This is a genomic window from Natrialba aegyptia DSM 13077 (assembly GCF_000337535.1).
GTDB lineage: Archaea > Halobacteriota > Halobacteria > Halobacteriales > Natrialbaceae > Natrialba > Natrialba aegyptia.
Genome location: NZ_AOIP01000015.1, coordinates 100,555 through 126,173 on the forward strand (window position 1 = coordinate 100,555; position 25,619 = coordinate 126,173).

At 57.9% G+C, this 25,619-nt stretch carries 32 protein-coding genes, 1 tRNA gene and 1 pseudogene; 18 read left to right on the plus strand and 16 right to left on the minus strand.

Annotation, left to right across the window (positions count from 1 at the left end):
- Nucleotides 1–112: 112 nt before the first annotated feature.
- A complete protein-coding gene (locus tag C480_RS04560; protein WP_006664447.1) occupies nucleotides 113–583 on the minus strand; it encodes a DUF7344 domain-containing protein in 471 nt (156 codons plus the stop codon).
- A 155-nt stretch (nucleotides 584–738) separates the two neighbouring features.
- Entirely contained in the window at nucleotides 739–960 is a 222-nt protein-coding gene (locus C480_RS04565; protein ID WP_006664448.1) for a hypothetical protein, read from the minus strand.
- Nucleotides 961–1,173: 213 nt separating this feature from the next.
- Here C480_RS04565 and truD point away from each other — a divergent pair, with 213 nt between their 5' ends.
- Nucleotides 1,174–2,616: a tRNA pseudouridine(13) synthase TruD gene (gene truD / locus C480_RS04570; RefSeq protein ID WP_006664449.1), complete on the plus strand. Its 1,443-nt coding sequence runs from the start codon at nucleotides 1,174–1,176 to the stop codon at nucleotides 2,614–2,616.
- A 106-nt stretch (nucleotides 2,617–2,722) separates the two neighbouring features.
- On the opposite strand, the gene C480_RS04575 is transcribed toward truD, so the two are convergent.
- From C480_RS04575 to C480_RS04590, 4 genes are read right to left on the minus strand one after another with little or no spacing between them, the layout of a single operon-like run.
- The gene (locus C480_RS04575) at nucleotides 2,723–3,364 is read right to left on the minus strand and encodes a 30S ribosomal protein S3ae (protein WP_006664450.1); all 642 of its coding nucleotides are present in this window, start codon (nucleotides 3,362–3,364) and stop codon (nucleotides 2,723–2,725) included.
- Complete coding sequence (locus C480_RS04580) at nucleotides 3,357–3,758, minus strand: KEOPS complex subunit Pcc1 (RefSeq protein ID WP_006664451.1); 402 nt, start codon at nucleotides 3,756–3,758, stop codon at nucleotides 3,357–3,359. The genes C480_RS04575 and C480_RS04580 overlap by 8 nt, the downstream gene beginning before the upstream one ends.
- A gap of 2 nt (nucleotides 3,759–3,760) precedes the next feature.
- A complete protein-coding gene (locus tag C480_RS04585; RefSeq protein ID WP_006664452.1) occupies nucleotides 3,761–5,092 on the minus strand; it encodes a hypothetical protein in 1,332 nt (443 codons plus the stop codon).
- Between the two features lie 48 nt (nucleotides 5,093–5,140).
- A complete protein-coding gene (locus C480_RS04590) occupies nucleotides 5,141–5,611 on the minus strand; it encodes a 30S ribosomal protein S15 (RefSeq protein WP_006109942.1) in 471 nt (156 codons plus the stop codon).
- Nucleotides 5,612–6,029: 418 nt separating this feature from the next.
- On the opposite strand from C480_RS04590, the gene C480_RS04595 reads away from it, so the two are divergent.
- Nucleotides 6,030–6,101, plus strand: a tRNA-Ala gene (locus C480_RS04595).
- 114 nt (nucleotides 6,102–6,215) lie between these two features.
- Here the strand turns inward: C480_RS04595 and C480_RS04600 are convergent.
- From C480_RS04600 to C480_RS04615, 5 genes are read right to left on the minus strand one after another with little or no spacing between them, the layout of a single operon-like run.
- Complete coding sequence (locus C480_RS04600) at nucleotides 6,216–7,223, minus strand: tyrosine-type recombinase/integrase (protein ID WP_006664453.1); 1,008 nt, start codon at nucleotides 7,221–7,223, stop codon at nucleotides 6,216–6,218.
- Nucleotides 7,220–7,987, minus strand: coding sequence for a hypothetical protein (locus tag C480_RS04605; RefSeq protein ID WP_006664454.1), 768 nt, complete (start codon nucleotides 7,985–7,987; stop codon nucleotides 7,220–7,222). The genes C480_RS04600 and C480_RS04605 overlap by 4 nt, the downstream gene beginning before the upstream one ends.
- 5 nt (nucleotides 7,988–7,992) lie before the next feature.
- Nucleotides 7,993–8,202: a hypothetical protein gene (locus C480_RS22030; protein WP_083873335.1), complete on the minus strand. Its 210-nt coding sequence runs from the start codon at nucleotides 8,200–8,202 to the stop codon at nucleotides 7,993–7,995.
- A complete protein-coding gene (locus C480_RS04610; protein ID WP_006664455.1) occupies nucleotides 8,186–8,683 on the minus strand; it encodes a helix-turn-helix transcriptional regulator in 498 nt (165 codons plus the stop codon). The genes C480_RS22030 and C480_RS04610 overlap by 17 nt, the downstream gene beginning before the upstream one ends.
- Nucleotides 8,680–8,916, minus strand: coding sequence for a hypothetical protein (locus tag C480_RS04615; protein WP_006664456.1), 237 nt, complete (start codon nucleotides 8,914–8,916; stop codon nucleotides 8,680–8,682). Before C480_RS04615 ends, C480_RS04610 begins: the two co-directional genes overlap by 4 nt.
- A gap of 347 nt (nucleotides 8,917–9,263) precedes the next feature.
- On the opposite strand from C480_RS04615, the gene C480_RS04620 reads away from it, so the two are divergent.
- Entirely contained in the window at nucleotides 9,264–9,575 is a 312-nt protein-coding gene (locus C480_RS04620; RefSeq protein ID WP_006430898.1) for a winged helix-turn-helix transcriptional regulator, read from the plus strand.
- Between the two features lie 317 nt (nucleotides 9,576–9,892).
- Here C480_RS04620 and C480_RS22920 read toward each other — a convergent pair whose 3' ends face one another.
- The 4 genes and pseudogenes from C480_RS22920 to C480_RS22930 form a co-directional block, all read right to left on the minus strand.
- Complete coding sequence (locus C480_RS22920) at nucleotides 9,893–11,071, minus strand: hypothetical protein (RefSeq protein WP_152424007.1); 1,179 nt, start codon at nucleotides 11,069–11,071, stop codon at nucleotides 9,893–9,895.
- Between the two features lie 186 nt (nucleotides 11,072–11,257).
- Nucleotides 11,258–11,833: pseudogene (locus tag C480_RS04625) on the minus strand (tyrosine-type recombinase/integrase); the annotation flags it as partial.
- A 644-nt stretch (nucleotides 11,834–12,477) separates the two neighbouring features.
- Nucleotides 12,478–13,479 (minus strand): Kiwa anti-phage protein KwaB-like domain-containing protein, encoded by a 1,002-nt coding sequence (locus C480_RS04630; RefSeq protein WP_083873337.1) that lies wholly within the window; start codon nucleotides 13,477–13,479, stop codon nucleotides 12,478–12,480.
- A gap of 40 nt (nucleotides 13,480–13,519) precedes the next feature.
- Entirely contained in the window at nucleotides 13,520–14,065 is a 546-nt protein-coding gene (locus C480_RS22930; RefSeq protein WP_152424008.1) for a hypothetical protein, read from the minus strand.
- 384 nt (nucleotides 14,066–14,449) lie between these two features.
- Here C480_RS22930 and C480_RS04635 point away from each other — a divergent pair, with 384 nt between their 5' ends.
- From C480_RS04635 to C480_RS04665, 7 genes are all read left to right on the plus strand, one after another.
- Nucleotides 14,450–15,265: an HNH endonuclease gene (locus tag C480_RS04635; protein ID WP_006664461.1), complete on the plus strand. Its 816-nt coding sequence runs from the start codon at nucleotides 14,450–14,452 to the stop codon at nucleotides 15,263–15,265.
- Nucleotides 15,266–15,977: 712 nt separating this feature from the next.
- Entirely contained in the window at nucleotides 15,978–16,301 is a 324-nt protein-coding gene (locus C480_RS04640) for a hypothetical protein (protein ID WP_006664462.1), read from the plus strand.
- Nucleotides 16,301–17,056, plus strand: coding sequence for a hypothetical protein (locus C480_RS04645; RefSeq protein WP_006664463.1), 756 nt, complete (start codon nucleotides 16,301–16,303; stop codon nucleotides 17,054–17,056). Before C480_RS04640 ends, C480_RS04645 begins: the two co-directional genes overlap by 1 nt.
- Before the next feature lie 4 nt (nucleotides 17,057–17,060).
- Nucleotides 17,061–17,720: a hypothetical protein gene (locus C480_RS04650; protein WP_006664464.1), complete on the plus strand. Its 660-nt coding sequence runs from the start codon at nucleotides 17,061–17,063 to the stop codon at nucleotides 17,718–17,720.
- Nucleotides 17,704–18,219, plus strand: coding sequence for a hypothetical protein (locus tag C480_RS04655; RefSeq protein ID WP_006664465.1), 516 nt, complete (start codon nucleotides 17,704–17,706; stop codon nucleotides 18,217–18,219). Before C480_RS04650 ends, C480_RS04655 begins: the two co-directional genes overlap by 17 nt.
- A complete protein-coding gene (locus C480_RS04660) occupies nucleotides 18,216–18,803 on the plus strand; it encodes a hypothetical protein (protein ID WP_006664466.1) in 588 nt (195 codons plus the stop codon). The genes C480_RS04655 and C480_RS04660 overlap by 4 nt, the downstream gene beginning before the upstream one ends.
- The gene (locus C480_RS04665) at nucleotides 18,800–19,588 is read left to right on the plus strand and encodes an ATP-binding protein (RefSeq protein WP_006664467.1); all 789 of its coding nucleotides are present in this window, start codon (nucleotides 18,800–18,802) and stop codon (nucleotides 19,586–19,588) included. Before C480_RS04660 ends, C480_RS04665 begins: the two co-directional genes overlap by 4 nt.
- 242 nt (nucleotides 19,589–19,830) lie before the next feature.
- Here C480_RS04665 and C480_RS22935 read toward each other — a convergent pair whose 3' ends face one another.
- The gene (locus C480_RS22935; protein ID WP_152424010.1) at nucleotides 19,831–20,766 is read right to left on the minus strand and encodes a hypothetical protein; all 936 of its coding nucleotides are present in this window, start codon (nucleotides 20,764–20,766) and stop codon (nucleotides 19,831–19,833) included.
- A 524-nt stretch (nucleotides 20,767–21,290) separates the two neighbouring features.
- Between C480_RS22935 and C480_RS04680 the strand changes: the two genes are divergently transcribed.
- Genes C480_RS04680 through C480_RS04715 form a run of 8 tightly spaced genes read left to right on the plus strand, consistent with a single transcriptional unit; the run spans nucleotide 21,291 to nucleotide 25,607 of the window.
- The gene (locus tag C480_RS04680; RefSeq protein ID WP_006432817.1) at nucleotides 21,291–21,566 is read left to right on the plus strand and encodes a hypothetical protein; all 276 of its coding nucleotides are present in this window, start codon (nucleotides 21,291–21,293) and stop codon (nucleotides 21,564–21,566) included.
- Nucleotides 21,567–22,058 carry a hypothetical protein gene (locus tag C480_RS04685; RefSeq protein ID WP_006664470.1) on the plus strand — a complete coding sequence of 164 codons (492 nt, stop codon included), beginning with the start codon at nucleotides 21,567–21,569 and terminating at the stop codon, nucleotides 22,056–22,058.
- Nucleotides 22,058–22,795 (plus strand): hypothetical protein, encoded by a 738-nt coding sequence (locus tag C480_RS04690; RefSeq protein ID WP_006664471.1) that lies wholly within the window; start codon nucleotides 22,058–22,060, stop codon nucleotides 22,793–22,795. Before C480_RS04685 ends, C480_RS04690 begins: the two co-directional genes overlap by 1 nt.
- 6 nt (nucleotides 22,796–22,801) lie before the next feature.
- On the plus strand, nucleotides 22,802–23,017 hold the full coding sequence (locus C480_RS04695; protein WP_006664472.1) for a hypothetical protein: 216 nt from the start codon (nucleotides 22,802–22,804) through the stop codon (nucleotides 23,015–23,017).
- Between the two features lie 59 nt (nucleotides 23,018–23,076).
- Nucleotides 23,077–23,922, plus strand: a complete 846-nt coding sequence (locus C480_RS04700) for a hypothetical protein (RefSeq protein ID WP_006664473.1) — start codon at nucleotides 23,077–23,079, stop codon at nucleotides 23,920–23,922.
- Nucleotide 23,923: 1 nt separating this feature from the next.
- A complete protein-coding gene (locus C480_RS04705; protein ID WP_006664474.1) occupies nucleotides 23,924–24,142 on the plus strand; it encodes a hypothetical protein in 219 nt (72 codons plus the stop codon).
- Nucleotides 24,139–24,615 carry a hypothetical protein gene (locus C480_RS04710; protein ID WP_006664475.1) on the plus strand — a complete coding sequence of 159 codons (477 nt, stop codon included), beginning with the start codon at nucleotides 24,139–24,141 and terminating at the stop codon, nucleotides 24,613–24,615. Before C480_RS04705 ends, C480_RS04710 begins: the two co-directional genes overlap by 4 nt.
- A complete protein-coding gene (locus C480_RS04715) occupies nucleotides 24,612–25,607 on the plus strand; it encodes a hypothetical protein (RefSeq protein WP_006664476.1) in 996 nt (331 codons plus the stop codon). The genes C480_RS04710 and C480_RS04715 overlap by 4 nt, the downstream gene beginning before the upstream one ends.
- The last annotated feature ends 12 nt before the right edge of the window (nucleotides 25,608–25,619 follow it).

Consider the following 25,619-nt stretch of genomic DNA (forward strand, 5'->3'; position numbering starts at 1 on the left):
GGTCTACTGTCTCGATTTCTCAGTGCAACCGCGGGACGGTTCGCGGTTGTTTCGGAACTGACTGACAACAGTCCGTCTCACTCGACTGACCGTACCCTACGTGCCGGTCGCGTTATGCGCTGTCACCGTCGATTTCGATATCGACATCGACGGTACTGTCGAGATCAACGGTAACCCCGGCAAGATCGAGATACGGCGACAGAACGCACCGGTCGACCGTCAACTCGACGAGTTCAGTCTCGTCGGTTGCGGTGAGGAGGCCGGCATCGGACAGGTGTGGCAGGTGGACGTGATAGAGGTCGGTCAGGACGCGCTCGTAGCGATCGGTGTAGCGGCTATTGGTATGGGAAAGCCGCCGTTCGGCCATATCGTCAGTCGCTTCGAGCGAACCGTCGTCGGACTCGAGTTCAGACCGCGTGATAAAGGTAGCGAGGTCTGTGATCGAAACCGGCACTGGGTGTGCCGCCAGATAGGCGAGCGTATACTGTCGCCGTTCGACGGCGAAGGCGGCAAACAGGTCGGTCGAAGTGATCAGTCGTGGTTCCGTCGCGTCATCGATGGAGTTGCGTGTATCGGACATCATACGCTCCGTACTTCACTTAGACTTCTCTCGATCGCCGACGACTCTCGCGCCCCGACTTCAGTAGAGTACACGTACAAATTGACGGGGGTACATATAACCTTTATTGTCGATTTATGAAGAGAGAACAAAACATCAGCAGTACTGATCGGTTCGGCTCATTTCTCCGGCGACGCATGCGAGTCAGACGACTGCGAATCCGAGTTCTCGCGTTCGACCGTGACGATCCAGTCGGGGGCATCAGCCAGTGGCGTCGTGATCACCCACGTCGCTTCGATGGCGGCACCGTGTGCGAACGCGGACGTGATCAGCGTTTTGAGGTCCGCTTCGAAGGTCTCCGTCGCTTCTGTGTGGTCCTCGGGGGAGTGATTCGTATTCATGGTCGGGCGGCAAAGACAGATCGATACTCGATTGCCTGTTGCCAGGAGGCAAGCAGCGGCAATAACCGTATCGGCCTGTCACGATCCGCTTACGATCCGTTCACGACTCCCGATGACCGCCCGCGGAGAGCGCCGAGACGGACACCAGCCGATACACCGCGTGGACCGCGAGAACAAACCGATTTAATCTCCGCACGCAAACCCCCCATCAGCATGCGCCCGGCACACCCCACCGAACGCGCCGTCGGAATGACAGCCTACGTCAGCGATACCGACGGCACCGGCGGCCGCCTCCGTGCGGCCGACGACCACTTTCGCGTTCGTGAACTCGAACGCTTCTCGACCGAACCGATCGACGCGTCGACGGACGCCTATCCGCACCTCGTCTTCCGGGCGACGCTTCACGGGTGGGACACGAACGACTTCGCCGCGCGCATCTCGGACGCCCTCGGCGTCTCCCGCGAACGGATCAACTGGGCCGGCACCAAGGACAAATACGCCGTCACCACACAGCTCTTTTCGGTCTACAGCACGGACGCGGTGGACCTGCCGGACATCAACGACGCTGAACTCGAACCCCTCGGGCGCGCCGGCCGCTCGCTCGAGTTCGGCGACCTTGCGGGCAACGCCTTCGAGGTCGTCATTAGCGATCCCGCGGAGCCGGCGAACGCGACCGACATCGCCCGCGAACTGCGGGCGTTCGGCTCGTTCGCCGGAGAATCCGGTCGCACCGACGACAGCGGCGGCGGACCGACGACCGACGGGTCGGGAGCAACCGAACCGAGCGATTCCGCACCGATCGGCGTCCCCAACTACTTCGGCCAGCAGCGCTTTGGCAGCCGCCGGCCGGTCACGCACGAAGTCGGCCTCGAAATCGCCCGCGGTGACTGGGAAGGCGCGGTAATGGCCTACCTGGGCGCTCCGACCGAGGCCGAACCCGAAGGGACACAGGCGGCCCGGTCGTTCATCGAGGAGACGAGAGACTGGCAACAGGCGCTCGACCGGTTCCCGAATCGACTGCGCTACGAACGCTCGATGATTCACGAACTCGTCGCGTGCGACGGCGACCCCGGCCCCGACGACTTCCGCGCCGCACTCGAGTCCGTCCCCTCGAACCTCCAGCGCCTGTTCGTCCACGCCGCCCAATCCTACGCGTTCAACCTGTTCCTCGGCGAACGCCTCGAACGCGGTCTCCCCTTCGACCGCCCCGTCGCCGGCGACGTCGTCTGCTTTACCGACACCGGCGACGACGTTCCCGCCGAACTCACGCTCCCCGATACCGACCGCCTCCAGCGCGTCGACGAGCGCCGCATCCAATCAGTAACCCGCCACTGCGAGCGCAACCGCGCCTTCGTCACCGCCCCGCTCGTCGGCACCGACACCGAACTCGCCGACGGCGAACCGGGCGAAATCGAACGGGACGTACTGGACGACCTCGGACTCCGCCCCGGCGACTTCGACCTTCCCGGCGAGTTCCACTCGACCGGCACGCGACGGGCGATTCTCGTCCGCACTGCACTCGGCATCGAGCAAGCCGGGGAAGCCGAGCGAGACGACTCGGATGCACTCACCCTCTCGTTTTCGCTTCCCAAGGGGTCGTACGCAACGGTCCTCCTGCGAGAGTTCATGAAGGTCGATCCGATCCATCTCGGCTAACAACGAGCGATCGTCGCCTCGAGAGCGTAGACCGTGATCGTTCTTCCGGCGGCGCTGCTCGGACGCTGGCGGCGAAAAAACAAAACGGGCGTCTCAATCGAATCGGTTAGTCGCTCGTCGCGACGTCTTCGTCGTCGACGTCGACCGCAGTCGCCTCCTCTTCGGCGACTTCCTCGGGGTGGGCTTCGAGCGTTGCCTTCTGGATCTCGACCCGGCGAAGCGGGTAGATCGTCTTGGCTTCGCCGTAGATCGCCGACGAGAGTCGTCCCTCGACGACGCCGTCGATGAGTTCTTCGAAGGTGCGCTCCGCGGCCGCCTCCTCGACCATCTGGACCATCTGTTCGCGGATGGCCTTCTCCTGGCTCGCGTCCGCCTTCTTGGTCGTGAAGGCGACGGGCTGGACCTGCACGCGGTAGTCGTCCGTCGTGAGGACGGTGACGTAGGCCTCGATCTTCGAGGCACCGCGGCGGACCAGCGAGCGCAGGTAGTCGCGGGTCAGCGAGTGCTTCTGGAACTCGGTGTAGGCGGTATCGCTACCGACGTCCGTGATCTTGAAGGTCAGCTTCGTGTTGTTCTCGCTGGCGTTGTTGTTGAGGTCGCCGAGCGTCGTTTCGATGGTTCGGTCGTAGACTTTTTCCGGTTCATCTGCGGGGGTCTCGCCGAGTTCGGTCCGGTCGAACTGCTCCGGAGCGAGCACGGTGTACCACCGCTTTTCCTGTTTCGCACGTGAGACTGAGCGTTCACTCATTGTGTTCTTGTGTTGTGGTATCAGCGTCGGACACAGTACCCGTGTCCGCTGGGTCGTCGTACTGTTCAGTCGCGTCTGCGGGCGGGACGTCCGTGGCGTCGCTATCCGCGACATTGTCGTCTCGCCCATCGGGAGCGTCTCGCACCGTGCGAGCAACATCGACTGCAACCTCGAGATTGACGGCGTAGTCGTCGACCGTCGAGTGCAATCCGCCCGTCGTCTCGCGTTCGATCCGGGTGACGACTGTCGTCTCGTCCGCCACGACGGTCTCCATCTCGTCGGTGTTGTCCGGGCGAAGCGCCCGCGCGACGAGTTCGGGATCGTCGTGGTGGGTGCGGATCGTGGCGCGTCCGTGAGGTGCTGGTGCCAGCTCCGTGTCTGTCTCCGATGGCATTGTCAGTAGTGCTCCCTCACTGCCGCGATGATCGTCGAATTGTCCACCGTTCTCGCTTCGTCTTCCGCGCTCTCGTCGCCGCCAACGCTATCGTCCGCAGCAGCGTCATCGACGGTGACGTCGTACTGCAGATAGCCGCGGCGATGCCCAACATCGTACTCGGCACGGATCCCGTCGGCGTCGAGTTCTCGCGTCACCGCTTCGACGGTCGCCGCAAGCGACTCGGACTCGCGAGTCGCGATCGCCGCTTCACCATCGCCGATGGCGAGCACCGTCGGCTCCGGCGAGCGGAACTCGACGGCCAGGCGAGCAACCGCTTCGACGGGACCGTCGTCGATACCGACGACGAACAACCCGTCGTAGCGGCCGGTCGAGGCCGTCTCGAGCGCGTCGTGTGCGCGTTTTCCGCGCGTTCGCCAGGCCGAAAGCGCCGGTCCGACGGCGTCGTGGCCCATCGCCAGCGCGGCTCCCGTACCGGGTTCCGTGCGAGCCGTCGCCTCGAGCACGTCGGCGTAGCCGCCAACGGTGGAAAAGGCGTACTCGTCCTCAGAATCGGATCCGGTCCCGATCCCAGTCCCGGTAATCGCGTACGGCTGCAACACGCGCTGGATCGACGTTGCGGCCGCATCGGTGGCCGCCTCGGCTCCCACGACATCGAGCGCGACGAGCGAGCCGATCGTCCGATGCGCGTCCGCGTCGAACGAGGCCGGCTCAGCGAACTCGAGTTCAGTCCCGGCGAGCGCATCGCGAGTCGCCTCGGGATCGCCCGACCACGGCGCGCACACTCGCGTCGAGTGCGCCAGGCCGTCGACCGGGTCGGCGGTCGGAATCGCGACACCGGGTCGCCGTTCGACGAGGCCGCGTTCGCGAGCGCTCTCGAGGAGCCACTCGCTCTCGCCGGCGCCGGGTTCGACGCCGGCCGCGACGAGGCCAGCAAGCGCGAGCACCGGATCAACCCCGGTGACTGCCGTCGAGCCGTCCGCGCTGAACTCGCGAACGAGGTCGGTCGCTGCGAGCGTTGCCGGACGGTCGTCCGAATCCAGTCGGACGACGGCCGTGGCATTACCCGCGTCGACGGCACCGAAGACGACCGTCAGCTCGTCGCTATCGCTGTCTCGGTCATCCTGTCCCTGAACTCGGTCGGTCCGATCACCGACCGTTCGGGCGACCGTCACCTGAAACGGGATTCCATATTCGGAGAGCGCCGCGGCGAGAATACCGCTCGCTGCGAGCGCATCGCCGTCCGCTCGCGTGACGATGCGAACGAAGCCGGCGCTCTCGATGTCGGGGGCGTGTGTCGCAACCGTGGAGCCGGCGTGGCCGTCGGTGGACATTGAACGTGGACGATCGTGTCGGTGGTCGTGCTCGACGAGTCGGACGCGTTAGTTCTCTTCGAGGAGATCGACGGCGATCTCGTAGGAGTACGCAAAGTCCGGCTCGAGTTCGTCGCCGCGGTAGTAGTCGGCGAGTCGGCGGACCTTCGACTCAGTGTTCTGCAGGGCGCGCTTGTTCTGGTAGTCCTGCGGATTCTCCTGGACGTGCTCGCGCAGGCGGATGGCGCGCTCCATCAGATTACGGAGATCCTCGGGGATGTCTGCCTTGGCATCGTTTTCGTCGAGGATCTGGGTGATCTTCTTGCCCGTCACCAGCTTCACGTCCGGGACGGGCGTTCCTGTGACACCCTCGTCGCGCAGTTTGATCCCGATCTGGCTGGGATCGTGGCCCTGTTCTGCCAGTTCGACGACCCGCTGTTCGACTTCGTCGGGGTCGACGTCGCTCCACTCCGGTGGTTCGTCTGCCGCGGGCTTGTCCGAACCGGACGAGCCACGACGGCGCGTATGCATTCGTGCCATTGGTGAGGATAGGAACCGCACTGACCGCTCGAGCACGCGACAGCCGGTGCCGTTCGGCGACCGAACGTCCGTCCGTGCATGGTGCACTTCCGCAATCCCAAGCCACCCGAAAGAGTGAGTGGCGCAGTCAGATTTGCGGCCGTGCGCTTCCCACCGTCGCTTTCAGCGGAACGAACTAAAGGGTTTCTAGATCTAGAGCGACCGCCGTGACAGCCACCAATACGCGTTCGTTTCGCCGCGGCATTGCGGGACGACCTGCGCCAAACAGCGTTCCACGAGCGAGGGATCGAACGGAATCGGCGCGGCCGCTGAACTCGTCGGAGAAACGAAGGGAGTGGCGTGTGAGGCAACGACAGGGCCACCCCGACGATTTCGAGGGGTTTATCTATTCCCGTGGGAAAGCAAGTACTGCGAACGAGGGCTCGTAGATCAGGGGTAGATCACTCCCTTGGCATGGGAGAGGCCCCGGGTTCAAATCCCGGCGAGTCCACTCGAAATTTTGCGTTTCAGGCCCTCTACTCCGCGAATTCCGTTCCCTAAGGGTGTTCTGACGACTATCGATACGACAGTGCTGACAGCGGCTTGCTTGAGAGTCATGTTCCTGTTATAGGTCTTCGATGAAGTCGCGTCGCTGTTCCATCTTCTCACGGTCTGTACGGCGGTCGTAGTGGCGATCAAGAACTTCCGAGGACACGTCACAGCGGTCGCTGATGATTTTCTCGGGGATGTCCTCGCGGAGCTGGTACGTAATCGCGCCGCGCCGGATAGTGTGCGGCGAGAGACTGCTCGGGCAGTCGTAGTAGTGCCCGTACTCCGTGGCTTCGCAGTCGTTCGGATCTCGGTCGTGGGGACACCCCTCGATCATGCAGGGCTGGGTGAGTCGGTATACCTCCGACCGGATCTGGCCGGAACTCAGCCGGCCCTGATCGCTCGTTACCAGCGGCTTGCGGCCGTGGTCGTCCACGACATCGTGGCGGTGGAAGCGGATGTACTCGTCGAGGACATCGCAGTAGTAGTCGTCGAGCGCGATCGCCCGCTCGGCCGGCTCCTGGTTCTTGAGCGGCGTGTCAGTATCTGGCCGGTGGCGGAGCCAGAAGCACTGGTCCTTGGGCTCGTAGTCCTCAAGGTCGACCGCTCGAAGGCTCCCGAGGCGGATCCCCGTATGCCAGAGGATCGCCATGATGACGTGCTCGCGGCTCGCGCGCTTGTACCGCTCGAGGTAACCGATGATCTTGTGGGCACGATCGGCGTCAAGCATCTCATCGCGCGCTTCATCACCGCGGTCGACGTCCGGAAGCTTCACTCGCTCGCGCATCCCCGGTTCGACGGCATCGATGGATGCACAGAACTCGAGGAAGACGCGCAGCGTTGCGAGCTGCCCGCGAAGCGTGACGATGTTCACGTCCTGCTGTCGCCACACCCGGTAGCGGTGAAGATCCCGGCCAGTGAGTTCGTTGAGGTTGTCGATTCCAACCTCGTTGCACCACTCGACGAAGGCATTCAGACGGTATTTGTGGTTCTGCAGCGTCTTCGCGCTGATCTCGAGTTCGCGGTGTGAGACGTAGAGGTCGACAGCCTCGCGGGGCGAGATCGGCTCGAGGTCGTCGCTCATCGCTCACCTCTAGACAGTAGTGATGTGCTATCGGCGGCAACATCGGTGAGCGTTGTCTGTTCGTCGCCCTCGAGGTGGACTGACCGTCGTTCCTGGTAGGCGTCACGCGCAGCGGGCTCGGAGTCGATAGCGATCCACTCGCGCCCCAACTGCTCCGCTGCGATCGCAGCCGGGGCAGTTCCGGCACAGGGAACGACGACCGTTTCGGCAGGGTCAGTCAACCCCTCGATCCAAGCACGATATGGGCCGACCGGCTTTACGCTCCCCCAGCCGTAGGGATAGCCAACTTCTACGCGGCGGGGATGTCGTGCGATCTGACGAGCGGCAGTCGTCGTTCGCCTCGGGGTAGGTCCCTTGTGTGCGAAGATGACGGGATAGCCAGCGTTGGAAAGGTACTGGCCAGGCGTACTCGTGTCGGGGTCACCACCACCGTCGACGTAGGTCACGCCGCCGCGACGGCGGTAGCCGCCCCCCTCGTACCACGCACTCACGTCGCCGTACTCCTCGCGGACGTAGCTCTCCAAACGCGGGGCGAGCCAGTCGTCGGCGTCGGCGATGAGCCATCCACCCTCCTCGAGGACATCCCAGGCTACATCGACGATTTCCGCTGTCGTCTCGAATTCGTGGGTTGGGTAGTCAACACCGAACGCACCTTGCCGACCAGGCCGCGCCCACGCGTCGTCAAGACAGACGACCGCTGCCGATTCGGATTCGAGCGACCGCAGCTCGGTAAGCGCATCACCAATTCGGTAATTGCTTGCCACACACCTCATGCGCTGACCCTCCGCGTCGCGTAGTTCCGGAGTTGACGGAAGACACCACCTCGTCGGAGTTTTCTGCCGTCTTCGGTACGGACGATGTGCCCGCCGGCGTGACACTCGGTACAGCGGTAGCAGGACGCCTCCGTTGCGCCCCACGCGATCTGTCGGGCGGATCCGCCGCAAGTACGACAGGTGACCGCTTCAGGGTCGTTGCTCATCGTTCACCTCCGCCTCGTCTCCTCCGTCGGTCGCGGCGATCTCGATCCCGCAGGCGTCCGCGCGTCGGTGGACACTCTCTTCGAGCAGCGTCTCGGCGTCGGACGTCAACGTGTAGCTGTTCGTCCGGCCGTCGAGTTCCCCTTGTTCGACGAGTCCATCGTCGATCAGACGGTCGAGGTTCTGGTACAGCCGTCCGTGGAGCACCTCGTCGTGGTACTGCTCGAGGTGCTCCTGAATCGCAAGTCCGTAGGATTCCCCGCTGGTCGATTCGATGTGAGTAATCGCCTCGAGGATGTCGCGCTGGAAGCCGGAGAGATCACCCCACGCGATGCCGCCGTCGGCGACCAGTTCGGGCTCAGCGTCGTACTCCTGTGCGAGTTCATCCGCACAGTCCTCGCAGACGTAGCCGTCGGGCGTGAAGACCTCCTTCCAGCCGTCACAGCCCGGTGTGTCGCAGGTGTAGGGACTGCGGGCGTTCATCGGCTCACCCCCTGCTCGTTTCGAGTGGTCAGGTGATCGTCGATCGCCGTGTTGATCGCCTGCGGCGAGCGCATTCTCTCGCCGTGGATCGCGTCGAGGGTGGCGATAACTTCGGTGAGAACGGCATTCTGGTACCGCAGCTCGTTCACGATCGTCTCGAGCGTGTCGGCTTGGCGTCGTTCCTCGGGCGAGCCCGCAGTGGGACCGCCATCAGCGTGGATCGTCGCGCACAATCGACAGGCTGGTTCGTCGAATCGAGCGTCGTAGCACTCCGCTCGAGCACCGCAGGCGCAGCGAGCGTCAGACCTTTTGGATGGCGATGCCTCTTGCCGTGCGTGGGGTACACGCCCCACGAGAGTTCCGCAATTCATTGTGGATTCCGGAGCTACCTTCTGGGCGGCGTGCCAGCGCCGCCCGGTCTCACATACCAACAAGAGTCATCTTCAGCCGAGTTGGTAGCTCCGTGTTTCTGTGTATAGGCCCCCTTTGCATAAATGCAACGACTGACTAAATCAGGTCAGTGTTCTATTGAGTGGAGAATACCGTAGGAATAGGTTAGTGCGTGCTGAAGTGGGCAGAAATGAGGAAGTCGGGAACGTGGATGACGATCTGGGATGATCGTATTCTCGAGACTCTACGAAAGGAAGGCGCAAAACCAGTCGGTGAACTTGCCGAAGAAGAGGGTCTCAGGATTTCTCACTCTTCTGTCTCACGGCGCTGTAAGAAGCTCGCCGAAAACGGATTACTGACCCCGCTCGGAAATGGCGTATACACTATTACTGACAGAGGGGAGGCCTATCTCGATGAGGAGTACGACGCTGAAAACGGAGTCTACCTTAACGGAAACGGCTCGAGAGACGGCCCCACGGCGAGTGAAACCTCGGAATCGTGACGGACCGAAGACCAGCTCGATGGATGTGTACACTCGATGAACGAATCCTCGAGTACCTCGAAGAGGATTCTTGGTCAACCCCCCGCTACATGGAACAGGCTATGGGATTCAATGCCTCTCGAGGGAGGATTCAAGAGCGGTGCCGAATGCTTACACAGGCTGGTTTAGTGACACCGATGTTTAGCGATCATCACATGTACGAGATCACGGGTAGAGGTCAGAGGTATCTCGAGGGAGAATTAGATGTGAAAGATCTTCCTCAACCCTCTACATCTATAACTATATATGGCTCTAACGTGGGAATTGACTAAAATCTATTAGAACCAGCGAGGATTCCGATACCATGGGTATTCCTTAGGTGAAAAGTCGTTTTTTCGCCCATAATATACATCCGTTCTTGGATCGAGTACCCCGATTTGTCTTAATTGTCGTGTAAAATTGTCATACACATTTTGCAACATTACTTCTCTCCAAGTATCCATATCAGAATGAAGTGGATCAGGGTCACCACCTTCTATCAATTTTCTAGCTTTGGTTCGTTTATCGCTAGAACAGAAAACATTCAGAAATATATTCGGATATTCCTTGCAGAGTTCTTTTGTCAACCGGTTCAATGGTATTCGTTTAGTCTCAAAGTCATCAATTACCTCGTCTAACGTTCTAAATTCAGGATGTTCCTTGTATTGTTTTCGAAGAAGCGTTGCAACTGCAGGGTTCTCCACATATAAGGTGTGTTTGTACGAAGTTCTATTTTTCAACTCATTCAAGTCATCAATAGTATCGACACCCTCCCCGTTTAAATTTGACATCGCCATAACTCCATCATCAGAGAGTGAATAACTGTCACCTTTCTTCTCAAGAAGACCAAGTGTAGATGCACCTCTGATCGTTTCATATGGATAATTGAAATTATACTCACCGCTAATCATATCAACGATTTCCTCTTCTTCCCTTGGTCTATTTTGAAGAGCAAATAACGGGGCTAAAAAGTTCACGGGCTGTGATAACTGCAAGGAAGATATATTGTGCATAGATGTCCGATTCTCCAGCCGATAGGTCAATTGTCGACGAACGTCTTCTAGGAGAGAACGATTATACACATCACTTGGTTCTTCCCACCGAACTATTTTGTCATCTTCAACACCAATAAGTCCCAACCCAACATTCCTAGCTTCACTTTCAAATAATGACAATCGTTCTTCAGGAACTGCAATATATGAACGGTGAACGCCAGATTGGTGTATTAGTGCTTGCTCGAGACCAATCTCGCTTGTTGATCCCTTAATCTCTATAGCAATCAACTCGTCTTTATTATTTTTCCCAATTACGTCCGCTTTCTTCGTTTTTATGGGAATATTATGTATACGATTATTCTTTAATACCTGTTGATATTCCTCTCTATTTCTATGGCTACCCGGAACATGTATGAGGAAATCACATCCTCTCTCTTTCAGTTCTTGTGTGACTATTTTGAATACTTCCCCCTCACTTGGCATTGTTAAATAGGCCCACTATTATGTCCCTATGTAAATATATCGTATCAGATCAAACGTGGTGGATCACAACCAGCCAACTTTACTTCTCTCTCGCTGCTGATACTGCCGGACAAAACTATTCACACGTCGGTCGCATTCGAACGGTCGTCGCCACAAGCGACGATCCGTGAGACGCGATCGAGTGTTCACTGACTTTTGTCCGGCAGTATGAGCTTCAGGGCTATAGCTGCCTCGGTAGTGTTCAAGGAATGTCTCCAGATCGTTCCACCCGCCCCAGTCACACACCAGCAATGGATCTACGTCAGCCGACGCGAGTGCAGTCGCCCAGGTCCGCCGGAGATCATGGCACCCGAGATGCTCCCAACCGGCGTCTCCCGTCTCGTCGTACAACTGGTCGGCAGCCGATCGAACCCACCGCCGGAGTGACCGCGTACTGGTAATCTCGACGAGCGACGAGCTGGTCGACGCGTCGCGTACGTCGTCGACCGTCCGAATGGTCGTCGCGAGATCTCGCGGCACGGGTGTCTCTCGGAACTTGTCGCCCTTCCCATGCCACACGCGGAGCATCGTCCCGGCATCGGTATCGACGATGTCCTCCGGCGCAACGTCGAGGACTTCGTGCGAGCGGAGCCCGCACCGTGCTCCGAGTGCGAACGCGATTCGCTGTTGGGTATCGTCGGCAGCCTCGAGCAACTGTTCTACTTCGTTCTGGCTGAGCCAGACCTTCATGTCGTCGCGGTTCTCGTGCTGTTGGAGATTCATGCGTCCGGGTTGCCTGCATCCCGGACAAGAACCGCGGGGAATCTAGTTTTTTCGGTGGTGCTCGAGGGGGAGATCGGGCCGATTCTGTCCGACTCTCATCGAATTCTCGGACACACTGATAGACTCATTCGGGCTGTTTGGCAGCTACTACGGCTCTAAGTATCGTTGTCTCGTTAGTCACACGTAGAACCATGGTCGATATTGGGCCTTTCAGACTCAAATGGAGTGGTCTCCGCCCAGTGATTCAAACCTCTGGCCCCTGGTACGAGCGGGTCAAATTAGCGGGACGAATTGGGAAAATAATCGCAGGATTAGTGATTTTGATTGTTGGTGTTTCGCACATTCTGACTTTTGTCGGAGTAGAAGGCCTGATGAAGCTACGGGTTGGATTGTATTTGATCTCGTTAAGTGTATTTCTTCTTTCTCTGATCTACTATGGGAAACTTGTCAAAGTCTCACCGCCAACTGCTGGGGCAAGGGGAAATGCGAGGGGCCCAACAATCAAAACTAGCAGTGAGGATGAAGACAATAAATAGGATTCCTAATTTTGTCAGTGAAGACAGGAGAGTCCGATACTACTGCAGTTCTCGGTCACAATCCAGAGTATGTTCATTCACTATGATTGAGTTGAGAGATATAGGAGTTCAGATTTCTTTCTTTCCACCAGTAGCTTGGTACGCCCGTTCTGTTAGACGAGATTCTACGTGATCATCATTAAGAATGTGGATTAATTCCCACACATTTTGCCTATTTTCGACTTCAATCCATTGATCTCCATTTTCTTCTACGACCTCGATTCCCTCTCGTGCATATTCAGTGATCACCCAATCAATATCGTCCATATCGATCATATCGTAGAGTCCCGTCCTTTGGACATCATCAAATTTCCTCATCATAATTGGATTGCTAAGGATAGCGTCCTCAACCATATCCATATCTTCAAACTCGATATCATTTTCTTTCACCGTTTCAATGACATCCTCCGCAACTTCTTCATATACTTTATGATAATCAAACATCTGTTCGAATCTCCAATCATTAAATATGTACAAAACATCCTCATAATAGACTGCATCCAAACGATCTGGAATCGAAATGATTGGCTCATCCATTGGCTCATGGCCCTCATCATTATAGTAGAGGTTAAAGAGGCTTGTATTACCCAGAAGCTGATTTTTCCAATAATGTTGCAATCCGACCACCATGTTGTCTTCATGATCTCGGATTCGGATTGCTTGGAAATCAGGGTCAATACCCTCATGATATGTTGTACTTTCGATATCCCGTTCGTTGAATAGTTCCTCAATCCGTTCTAACATCGGAAAATCTTCGATGGTGAGATATTTTATATATTCGCGGTTGTCTCTTGCCTCACCATATCGGCATAATCGCTTTCGATTATCGCGGAGGGCTGCAGCATTTACTTTGACTCGTTTTCGTACAAGCTCTTGCAGTTCATCTAATGATTCCGGTGGAAGTTCTACATCACCAAATGAGAAGGAAATATCATCACTATCGCCGTGTTTTTTTGCGATAATAAAATCGCGATATCGATTAGCTCCGTTCCTTGCTAATTCTCCCTCATGAGTGAGGAACTCAGGAATTTCAGAGAAAGCCTCTCTAAGATCCTCGTCGCTTGGTGGCATGATATAAGAGTGATTGAACAGAGATGTTAAAAATCTATTCTTACACTGCTATATATACGTTCGAACCCGCCCGCACCGCATCTAAATGTGTTTCAGTAGAAAGCTGTTCAGATTTCGGGGCGACAACAAGATCAACATTACCAGAATCAGCATCCTCAACCTCGTAAATATGGTAGCCGAATGCTGCTAAGACAGGATTCACATATAGTTGATCGGATTGAACTTGTATTGATCCTAACACACCAAAGAACACTGCTAAAACGAACCAGCTCTCCCAGAGAGCATAATCTAGACTAATGAACGGGAAGATATATGCAACCAAATAGCTCGTTAGAAGGTCATTCCGACGACGAACTGACGAAATATGCTTTGGGTTTGGCTCTTCGCTTTCTCGGAGATCCATGATCTTTTGAAGAACCCATCCAGAGCCGATCAAGAGTACTATAAATACTATAGACACAGACGGTATTTCATATCCTACAAGAGTGTGGGTGAGATCGCGAGTTATCACAGCCATTATAGCATAGAAGGGTATATAAGAGCTAGCGAAGAGCGCGATTTTCACCCAAAGCCTAAATTCTCTCATGAAGATTCTCTGTATCGAGGGTTGAACAGCTTCTTTCGTGTCAGTTGATTGTATGGGTAAGCTCTTACAGGTTTCGATGAGGCTATTGATTTCTAAACGGGGATTCCTATTATGAACGCGGTGGTTAAGACTCAATCGGATTTGAGACCAATCAAAAGTTCAGCGGCTTACCGAATCCACGTAGTTGTACCTAGCAAATTCCGGTGTCCTCGAAGTCCAGTTTTGACTCTACAGAACGTGAAAGATTGAGCCGTTCGTTTAGAAATCAGCCTTGGCCTCGCTTGAAATGTCCTCAAGGACGGGGTTCGCGGACGTAGTCAAAGATTCTGCCATAGGAGGAACTCGACAGGAAAGTATGAAGTTCAGTGAACCGAGTGGTGGTCTATGGGAGGACTTCCGTTCGAGATCGGGCAGGCATACCACCGGGTCGAGGATATTCACGAAGAGTTCGGCGGAAACAGATATAGTGGAATCGCACCGTGTGCGGATCACCCGTACGTATTCATCTTCTTCGGCGAATCCGGGGAATGGCACGGGTATGACGACGAACTTCTCGATGATGGGAGGCTACTCTATACCGGAGAAGGGCGGGATGGAGATATGGCGATGGATGCCGGAAACGCAGCGATCCGGGATCACGCAGAAAATAACGACGAGATCCATGTCTTCGAAAGCGGCGAAGGCGCGTGGGAAGTGTCCTACGTCGGCCAGTTCGAATATGAGGTTCATCACTGGACGCGTCTACCAGACCGAAGCGACAATATGCGCGATGCAGTTCGATTCGAGCTCGTCCCCGCTGGTGGTGTAGAAATCGATACTGGGGTCACGAGCCTGGATGATATCTCCGTGGACGAGCTATACGATCAGGCCGAGGCAAGTGTGAACGGCGAAGGCCGAACGACAAGCGAATCGCGATCTCGTACCACGTATCCGCGATCGGAGGTCGTTAGAAAATACGCGCTCCGAGTCGCTGACAGTGTCTGTCAAGGCTGTGGCGACGATGCACCGTTTCTCACTGATGATGGAGATCCTTTCCTCGAGGTACATCATCTTTGGCGGCGCAGTGATGGTGGGACAGACCATCCGAAGAATGTCATCGCACTATGTCCGAACTGCCATCGACGGGTCCACCATGGACGTAATGGAGACGAATTCAACGAGGACCTGATTGACAAAGCAGAGGAATTGCGGCCAAGATAATGGGATTTTCTTGAAAACGGTCTTCATCGGTATGGTTACCCAATCATGTGAATTCCATCACCATTATGGAAATGCTTATTCTGATTCGATAACATGTTTACTGTAGCAAGTTACATGAGTGAACAAACGGATTACCAACCGGATTTCGAAGCTGAAAGGGTCCCTGCTTGGTATATTAATACCGAGGGTACAATCGCGTATCATCTTTATCCAGACTGTGGGCATATAGACCAACATTCTGAGCGTGAACTCTCCCGGACAACGGTATTGTTTAAATCAGAGGATCTAGAATCATTGGAAGAGTGGCGTAATCAACTAAAAAATAATCGTCACATGTGTAGCCACTGTATGAATAGATTTGAAAAAGGTTTGTTTGCGCACACTCACTAAATAGATAAGACTGTTCTTGTCACCCTTCTGCCCGAGGGTAGTCATCCGAATTGATTACAGATACTTCCCACGTCCCAGTATCAGTCCGCGTTACCCGCACTGGCTGATCTTTCACGTTTCCGTCTTCATCGACCAATCCAAGCGCCCGAAGCTCGCCCTTTGGGAGCACGACTCCGCCCGACGTACGACCAACTTGTGTCAACTGATGGATCGGCATAGCTACATTCCTAACTAGTCCGGAGACCGTTTAAACATTGGTCTCACCAGTACGAGACTATGATATTCCCGACCGCTATCACTCGCTCGAGAGTTCCATCTGAGCATGGGTGCAGACAACCCGCCACCGACAGACGGCAAAGACATCAACGATGTCTACCATGACCGGAATCTCCTCGCGATCGCCTTCGCGAGAGCGATCAAGCTCACTTGGGGCCCGGACACTGCGGGCTGGTACTGGCACGACGAGTGGCCAGTCGTCTGGGTCGCTACTCCGACTGGCCAGAAATCCTGGCACGTCACGCCCGACCTCGAGGATGTCCTCGAGCGCTCGTCGCTCCAACAGACCAGGCCAACCGACGGCTACGACGGCCACTCGCGGACGCTCAAGAACTGCCGGCTCGCCCGCTACATCACCGGAGCCTACTGATGACCGAACGGATCGAGTTCGGATCGAAAGCGGCGGCCGACCAGTTCCGCGACGAGTACGCCGACCACCTCTGTACCGACGACGATCGTCGGCTCAAGACCGTCGCGATCTCCTCGGACGCGCCCGACCACGTCCTCGAGGCGGCGACGATAGAGGCCGCAGCGGGGCGTTCCGAACGCGGTGGCCGCGGTGGTCAGGCCGAACTAACCGACCACGAGCGCAAGTCGATCGACTTCTCCCGAACGACGGTACCCCACGCCAGGAGCGTGAAGGGACTGATGATCGACAAGGGCGTCGACGACTGGCTTGCCTACTACGACCACACGCTCAGCGTCGACGAACACCGAGAGGTCGCCGAGCGAGCAGCCCGTGACGAACGCGGGGATCGGCTCGACGGCGACACCAATGTCGACGATCGTCTCGCCGATCTCGAGGGCGCACAAGACGAGCAGTGCGGCCACGCTCGCGACCATTGCGAGGACGGCGAGGACGAGGCCTGCGAGTTCCTCGTCGAGTCGTGCGGCTTCAACGAGGAAGACGTCGAGGCCCTCGTCGGTGAGGCTCGAGCGGACGACCCGCCGGGCGAACTCTACGGCGCGAAGAACCTGGCCTGGCGACGCTACCAGATCGCAGTGGCGGAGGCAAAGGAGGCCGCGGCAGCGATCAACGAACTGAACGACCTTCTTGGAAAGCCGGCCACGGCGTTCCGCGAGCTGGGCCAGCGTGAACTGACGAAAGACGACATCGACTGGTAACACCATGACAGGCTACTTCTGCCCCGTCGAGGGGTGCGACAAACACGACGACGAATGGGACGATGATCAACCGCCCTTTGCCTCGAGAGAGGCGGTCAGGAGCCACATCAACGCGATGAGCGGCGACGACCACCAGCGAGCAAGGGACGAAGGGGCCTGGGAAGGGGCCCCGACCAGCAGCGAAGACACAGACAGCGAGGGGGTCGAGAGCAGCGACGAGCAGCAATCCGAAGGAACCGAGAGCAGCAACGACCAGCCAGACGAGCAGGCAGCAAGCAGTGACGAAGGGGGTGAAAGCAGCCCCTCGAGTAGCGACACGGCCGACGAGAACAACGACGACCAAGGAGACGAGCAAGTGAAACCCGCAGACAGCACCGACCCGTGGGATCCAGACGAGCAGGGAAATGACCAGCAAAAAGGGACCGCTCAAGGGGCCCCGAGCAGTGGCTCTTCTCCCTCGAGCAGCGCCTCGATCGGTGGGCCGAGTTTCCGGACCACTGCCGTTCTGATCGGGGCGGCCATCGCCGTGGCGCTCCTGATCATCTTGTGGCGCCGTCGCCGGTCGAACACGATTGACGCTGACTCGGCCGAGCCGATGTCCAACGAGGACGACTCGAGCGGCAACGGCATCGACCGCGAGGCCGGGGGTGGTCTCGTTGACTGACGACCGAGACGACGATCGCGAGGACGAAGAGTCCCTCGAGGAAGATGCGTACGCAGATATCGACCCGGAGATTGCCGAGCAGGTTGCGGAAGCCGACGCCGAGGATGCCGACGACGAGATAGATGTCGACAACCCGGCGGAGGAACCGGAGGACACCGACGACAGTCCCAGCACCGGTGACCGGAAGACGGTCGGTCACGTCTACTGTCGGGCCCTCGGAGCCGGCGCGGCGATCAGCCAGGATCGGATGGGTTCTGGTGTCGACGACCGATCGGCGGTGATCGACGAGTACGCCGACCTCGCGAAAGAACTCGACCTCGACGAGTACATGGACCAGTGGTATCGGGAGAACCTCAGCGGCAGCTCGGAACTCGGGCCCGGTCAGGGACTGGTCGCGATGACCTCGCTGTTCGCCGTGATGGTCCTCGTCGAGGATACGGAGATGCTCGACGGTGCGATCGACTCCATGAGCAGCGCTACCGCGGAGGTGGAGGCATGAACCTTCGCGAAATCGCGACTGGCGGCGACCCGCGGAAGGCCCTCGCGACGAAGTTCTTCCAGAGCAAGCAGGCCGAAGCCTTCCTCTCGATCGTCGCTCACCGCGAGCGCCGGATCATGAAAGCTGTCGCCGACCTCCAGCAGGCCGTCGACGATGATGACATCGAGCCCCTCGAGGGACTCCCGTCGGTCGACGACCGCGTCGAGCAAATCCGCTCAATGGCGCTCGCGATGATCGACGACTCGCTCCCCTCGTGGTACGTCGAGGAAGCGATCGACATCGACAACGCCGAGGAAGCCGCCCAGTACGCCGACCTCTCCGACGAGGAGTGGCAGACGACCAAAGAGACGTGGGCCGACCGCTATCGCGAGCAGGGCGTCGAGGGCGGCGTCGACGAACTCGCGACCGCTCACGTCCGGACTCGCTTCGATGTCGACGACCTCGAGACGTTCCGCGAGGCCGTCGTCGAGTGGCCCAATGAGCGGCAGCAAGCCGTCCTCGAGGAAGCCCTCGCCGGCGGCCTCGAGATGGCCGAGCAGGGAATCCGCGACGTAACCGATACCGTCGACTCGGAGGACCGATGAACCTCGCGTTCGGTGCCCGCACGAACTGGGGCAAATCGTACGGATTACAGGCGTACACGGAACGCAACGCGCCGGAGTACGACTGGACGGTTCTCGTTGACTACAAGGACGAGTACACCGGCCTCGTCGAGTCAGGACTCCTACAGCGGCTTCCACTCCGACCGGGGACCGACGATCTCTCGCGGGCAGAGTGGCGACGAATCTTCGAGGACAACGGTAGCCTCCAACTCGCCCGCGATGGCATGACCGACGACGCCTGGCGCGAGGCGATCGCCACCGCGATCGCGGCGCTTGCCCAACTCGAGGAACGGACGTTCTTGGGACTGGATGAGGCCCACCGCCTCGCTCCCCAACGGGACGGCTATCCCGACGAGTTCGACACGCTCGCGACGACGTGGCACGGCGACGGGATGGGCGTCGCGTGGGTCACCCAGCGTTTTGCGAAACTCGACGAAGACATCGCCTCGCAGTGTCAGGCGTCGATGCTCGGCGGGTTCGGCTCCGGAAACGACCTCGATAAGGTCCGCGGAATCGTCGAGTATCCGGCGGATGTCCACAAGGCTGACGCCGAAACCTGCCCACGGACACTCCCCGATGATCTCCTCGTCGACGGCGACCCGCTTACACTCCGTCGGTTCAGCGACGACGCGGGCAACACGATCGGCTCTGAGTGGATCTACTCAGACGACACCACTCTCAGACGCATCGATTCACGCGAATGGTCGCTCGAGAGTATCCACTACGGAAGCGACCGCGTCCGAATCAAGCACCCCTTCGACGACTGACTCACAATGCGCACCGATATTTCACTCCGCGAGAGCAAAGCCGATCAGTTCGAAAGAATTCAGAATCGTCTTGAGGAACGACGTGGTCATGATCTCTCACGGACTGAAGTTGTTGGCATTTTGATGGCCAGATTTGAGCAGAATATCGGAGATAATTGGCTGGAGCCAGATGAATTTACTAACAAATAATAGGATATATCCAGCAAACAGGAATAATACTTGAAATAGTCAGAATATGACGTTCATTCTAAATCCTCCATATCAAGGCTATGGGACAGGTCAATCTGTTGTCCAGAGGAGATCTGATCGTTTTGTAGGATGAGAAAGTCACTAATCAGATACTGTATGTAGTACTGTTGGTAGTTTTGTTTAGCTGAATTGAATATTTTGAAACTCCCAACTGCAATAATGAACGCTGTCGATGCTAATACTGCGCTATTCATATTCAGGGTTCCGATGAATGACACATATGTGACTAATTCCGATGGTATGTTCAATATCGATAGGATACTGTATAGCGCGTAAATCAAAAAAAGGCCGATTGAGACAATCCACATACTCCGACAAAAAGAATAGATTGCCTGAAATGATCGTGACCGACCACGTCCATCGATATGCACTACAGACCGAATGTTTCCATATAGTAAGTTAAGTCGCTTCTCTGCATTCTGGACTCCGTTGTCGCCATCGGCGAGTAAGTTATCACTAGTCTCTGGAAGTTGCAGCTCTGGAAAGGCATTACGTGAAACTTTATAGAAGGACTCACAGATCTCCTCATCAAGTATTTCTGTACTTTCGTTTGGGTGTAATTCATTTATGAACCGTTTTCGGTGGCTTGTATCTTCGAAGTATTGTTCTCCAAACAGTTGCCGTAGTACCCCCGCAACAAGCCACCGTTGGATCCAGAGTTTTGCCTCCTGAGGGCGACTATTTTCCTCTATTCTCATCTCCTGAATCTCTTCAACCTTTGAGGAACTATTCTCAATTGCTACTGCAACTGTGTGTACAGCCTGACCAACTGCAAAACCGATTGCAAGAACTGGTAGAAGAACACCTATAGATCCTACTGAAGTCGTTGAAGGGAGAAATGGGAGCACACCAAGAATGAAGACAGTGCCTGGAAGCAGAACACTAAAAAAACTGTAGAGACTAATCCTAGGTGAGCCTTTCCCGAGCATTACCAGTAATCAATACTCGTTACATATAAACATCAATGCATTTGTCACACTCAGCTATAGTACCACCCCAATCGGTAGTATAATGAGGCTCCCTCCTAGATCTAGACCTAGAACTAGGAGGGACGACTATGGCAACTCGACAAAACACACACAGTCCACAAACTAAGACCTCCGTCCAGGTTGGTCTAGATGGCGTTCTTGTTACTGCCGTTGTAGTCCTTGCTATTGCATTATTCGTGCCTCAAGCACGGCAGGATTGGTTAACCGTAGCGCCGCTTATCGGTGGTGCTATAATCGCGATCATTACTGCCTCTCTCCGGTCTCTTTCAGATCAGTAATATCCTCCTTATCAGGTAGATCTCGTCAATCGATGAGATAGGTTCATCACGACGGGTTAGCAGTTATTGAGTGTTCACCTATTGAGCAGACCCGCGTCTGATTGGTGAGAAAGGACGCGGACTGCGTCGTCTGACTGCGCTTTTGACGCGCTGTTATATCCTAATTCGGCCGTTTGGTCGGATCGCATGGCGATGAATTTCGATCAGGCCACGCAGGCCCTGACTGACAGCGACGTGTGGATGGATGTCGGCATGGTCGCAGGCGGCTACCTCGCCCCGTACCTCGTCGACACCGCGACCGGAACGATGCTCCCGTCGGAAATCTTCGGCATCGGCGGGATGGCCCTCGGCGAAATGGTCGTCAACAAGCGCGCGTTCACCCTCGGCTCGGGTGCGTTCGTCGTCCGCGAGGCTGCCGAGCGCTTCAACGCCCAGGGCATGATCAACGAGGTGCTGGCCTAAATGAGCCTCTCGCTCTACGCCGCCCTCGGCGACTCGAGCAAGTACGTCGAGACGAAGACGAACGTCACTGACCAACTGACTCCGGTCCTTTCGATCAGCCCCAAGGACGGCGTCGGCGTTCTCATCCGCAACGCCGTCGACATGGGGAACAAGGTCGGGCTCCCGATCTACGCAAAGCTTCGCGACACCGACGGTAACCCGCTCCCTGCGGATACTCGCGTCGCACTCGGCTACCAGGCTCCCACCGACGAGAGCATTCAGGTCGTCTCCGACCCGAAGTCAACGATCGCGAGCTACATCAAAAACTCCGTCTCGGACCAGCAGGACGACCGCAAGGTCGACGCGGTCAAACACCAGCTCAAGGGCACCAAGCTCGAGGTGAGGGACATCGACGAAGCGTACATCCTCGTCGATTCGTCCGAGCCGATCGACCACGCCCAGAGTGAGATCTACTTCGAGGAGGCGGCGCTGGCGGAGGTGGACCTCGAGTAATGGCGGTCAAACACAAACTCAAGTCGGCAAACTGGGTTCCCGGCAGCGTCTCCCTCCGCGAGTTCGAGACTCAAGCCGCAACTCCCGGCGAGGCGAGTGTCGTCGCCGAAATCCAGCTTGGCCGGTCGCTCCAGCTCCGCGACGACCCGGACAGCGAACTGCGGGTCGTCCTCCCGGCCCACGAACATCGAACGACCAACGGGACGGCAGACGACCAAGAGACGTTCGAACTCGATCACAACCTGATCGAGTGTCCGACCACCGAGTCGTTCGTCCTCTACGAAGACGGCGCGGTCGTCGATCCGGATAGTGTCGACTACGACACCAACACCTTCGACTACACGTCGGCCGAGACGGAGACCGACCTCGATGTCTTCTACGTTCCCCGCGATCCGGCGGCGGTCGAGATCCGCAAGACCGCGCCCGGAGCGGGCGGCAAGGTCAACCAGACGCTCAAGGAGGCACAGACGGCGATCCTGCACACTCGCGACCAGGCCCAACAGGAGATCCGGTTCGGCTTCGACCGAACCCCACTGCAGCCGTACCTGCCGCGAAAGTTCCGGCTGCAGGTCGTCGTCGACGCGCCGTACAAAGTCGCGTTCGAGGCTCCCGAGCGCGCCAACGGGACGCCTCGAGCCCGCAACGCCCTGCTGTCGCTACCGCGGTTCCAGACCGAGGCTCGGATCGAGGGCCTCGGCGCGGCGGTCAAGCAGGACATGATCGGAGTCCGGGGGTGATCCCCCGTGCAGGGCGGCTTATCCGACGGCACCGAACCGGGCGAGCTTGCGGTCACGGCGACCACGACCTCGAGCCCGTCGAACCAGACCCAACCCCAGGAGCCCCCGGAGAGCCCGACGGCGCGACTCGTCTACGGGACGCGGTGGACCCAGGACGATATCATGATCGCCCTGCTGGCGCTGCAGGCGGTGCTGCTGGTGTTCGTCACGATTCGATCATGATCGGACACATGCAGGGGCTCATGGGCCCCACCGACGGTATCGACATGGAGGTGAACTAGATGCCGGGACCTGCGGCGGCGCTGGCCGCTGGCGAGGCGGCCGACCAGGCCGGTGATGTCGCGGAGCCGGCTGCAGAGGCCGCGAAAGAAGTCTCGGAGAGCATGAGCGATGCGGCCCAGAACAGCCGGGGCTTCAACATCGCGATGGTGATCGCCGCGCTCGTCATCGGCTACATGATGTACCGGGTCCTGCAGATGATGAGTGCCCCGGGTGAGACGATGGACGGTATCGGTGACTCGATCGGCAACATCGTCGACGGCACGACCGACGCGGCCGATGGGGCCGGTGATGCGGCTGGCGGAATCGGTAGCGCCGTCGGCGACATCTGGGGCGGCTCAACTGATGCGGCCGGCGGGATCGGCGGTGCGATCGGTGACATCTGGGGCGGTTCAACCGATGTGGCCGGCGGAATCGGCGGTGCGATCGGCGATATCTGGGGTGGATCGACCGACGCAGCCGGCGGGATCGGCGGCGCTGTCGGCGATGTCTGGAGCGGTTCGACCGATGCCCTCGGTGATATCTGGGGCGGGTCGACCGATGCTGCAGACGGTGTCGGTGACCTCGTCGGTGACGTGACCGGCGGCCTCTGGGACGGCTCAACCGATGCTGCAGACGGAGCCGGCGACTTCGTCGGTGACATCGCCGATGGCGCGACCGACGCCGGCGGGGACCTCTTCGGTGGCCTGCTCTCTGGCGGCAACGATGCTGCTGAGGGGGTAGCCGACGCTGGCGACGATTTCGTCGACGATGCAACTGATACCGGTGGCAACGTGATCGATGACGCGACCGACGCCGGGGGCAATCTCGTCGACAATGCGACCGACTTCGCCGGAGGGCTGATCTAAGATGGAGCCGACTGCACTCCTCAACAACTTCGGATTCCCCACCGTCGCGTTCCTGCTCATGTACCGCCTTTACCTGAAGGAACGCGACCAACGCCGCGAGGAGCGGGGCAAATGGCTCGAGGCGATCCAGGAACACACGGCCGCAGTCCGCGATCTCCGTCGCGATGTCCGGACGGTTGCGACCGACGGCGGGGGCGAACAGGAGGGGGAGGCATCATGATCGGGTCGTCAACAGTCGGCCCGAACAGTCCGATCGAGCGCGTTCTCGCCGACTACGGCGTCGACGCCTCATCCTGGGGCGAGGACCTCGTTGAAGACGATACCGAGCGGTTGCTACTCGCGCTCCTGCTCGAGCATCGTGGGGAGAACGCAGTCGAGGCGCTCAACCCCGAGTCGGACGACAACCGGGAAGCGGCGTATTTCGTGACTGAAGAGCCGCTCCCCGTCACCTCGACGGACGAAGAGCGTCTCAACTGGGGGTTCCCAGCCACCTCAGTGACGATCTGGGGATTCACCGAGCCGATTTACGTCGCGTTTCGCTCGGACGGCGACTTCCGGAAGATTCCCGTCGAGCCGGGAAAATCGCCGTATCACGAGGCCCCACAGGGCGGGCTCGGTGCCTCGAGTGTCTGGATTAGCAAGCAGAGTAGTGAGACGAATAATACGCAGGTCATCGTGAAAGCTAACAAATGACTGTTATTGGAGAGAAAACGGCAACGTGGTCAACGCTACTGGACGATCTCGCTGGTGCACTGCTGACGTTCTCGAATTGGTCGGACGCGGATAGCTACGTCGTGAACGACGGCACGGCCAAATCCGAAAATTACGACGATTCGAGCCCGTCGGGCGACGACTGGCACAACAACGGACGGGTACTGCAGGACTCGAATACGGGTCTTTACCTGCTCATGTACCTTTACGGAAGCACTAACATCGACGGCGACTATTGGTCCGGGCTTCGGTTCGTGCTGTCGACGGACTGGGAGTTGACCGAGCACCACCCTGCCGGATACACGACGATTGAAGGAGACGACGCACGGTACGGACTCAGAGAGTTCGTCGGCAACCAACGCTCCCAGAGCTACGATGATATCAACACCGACGACGGCAACGGCCTCGGATTTGGGATCTGGGGCAGCAGCAACAGCCTCAACGCCTCCACGCTGCGAGAGACCGAAATCAGCTATCTGTTGTCCGTCAATTCAGACGGCTTCAATTCCGGGGTGTGGAACGACAACGACGGCAACGACGGCATTGCATCCGTGACGTTCTACGACTATCTGAGCAATCGGTTCTTCGACGATCCCGGTGTGCCGCTCGCGTTCGGTGTCACGTCGTCGATGGGTGATCACGTCCACGGCTACGGGTTCTCATCATTCCACGGCTCTAACGGAGGATATCGCGACCGCGTGGGTTATGGCGCGTCCGCAATCGAGGAAGCCGACTGGGGGATCATCAACCCGTCAAGCGAGGACGATACGTTCTTCTTCCGCTATCCAGCGGTCTTTAAGAACTCGGGCCAGACCGTGCCGGTGGCCTACGTCAGAGAGGTCATCCCGAACGACACGGAGGAAGGCGGTGCCCACGGCGACGACTTCAGCCATGATGGCACCGATTACAAGATCTTCAAGCAGTCAGGTGCGAGTACCTCGGGGCCCGTTAGTCTCGGTCTCAGGCACGAGTAAGCATGGTGACGC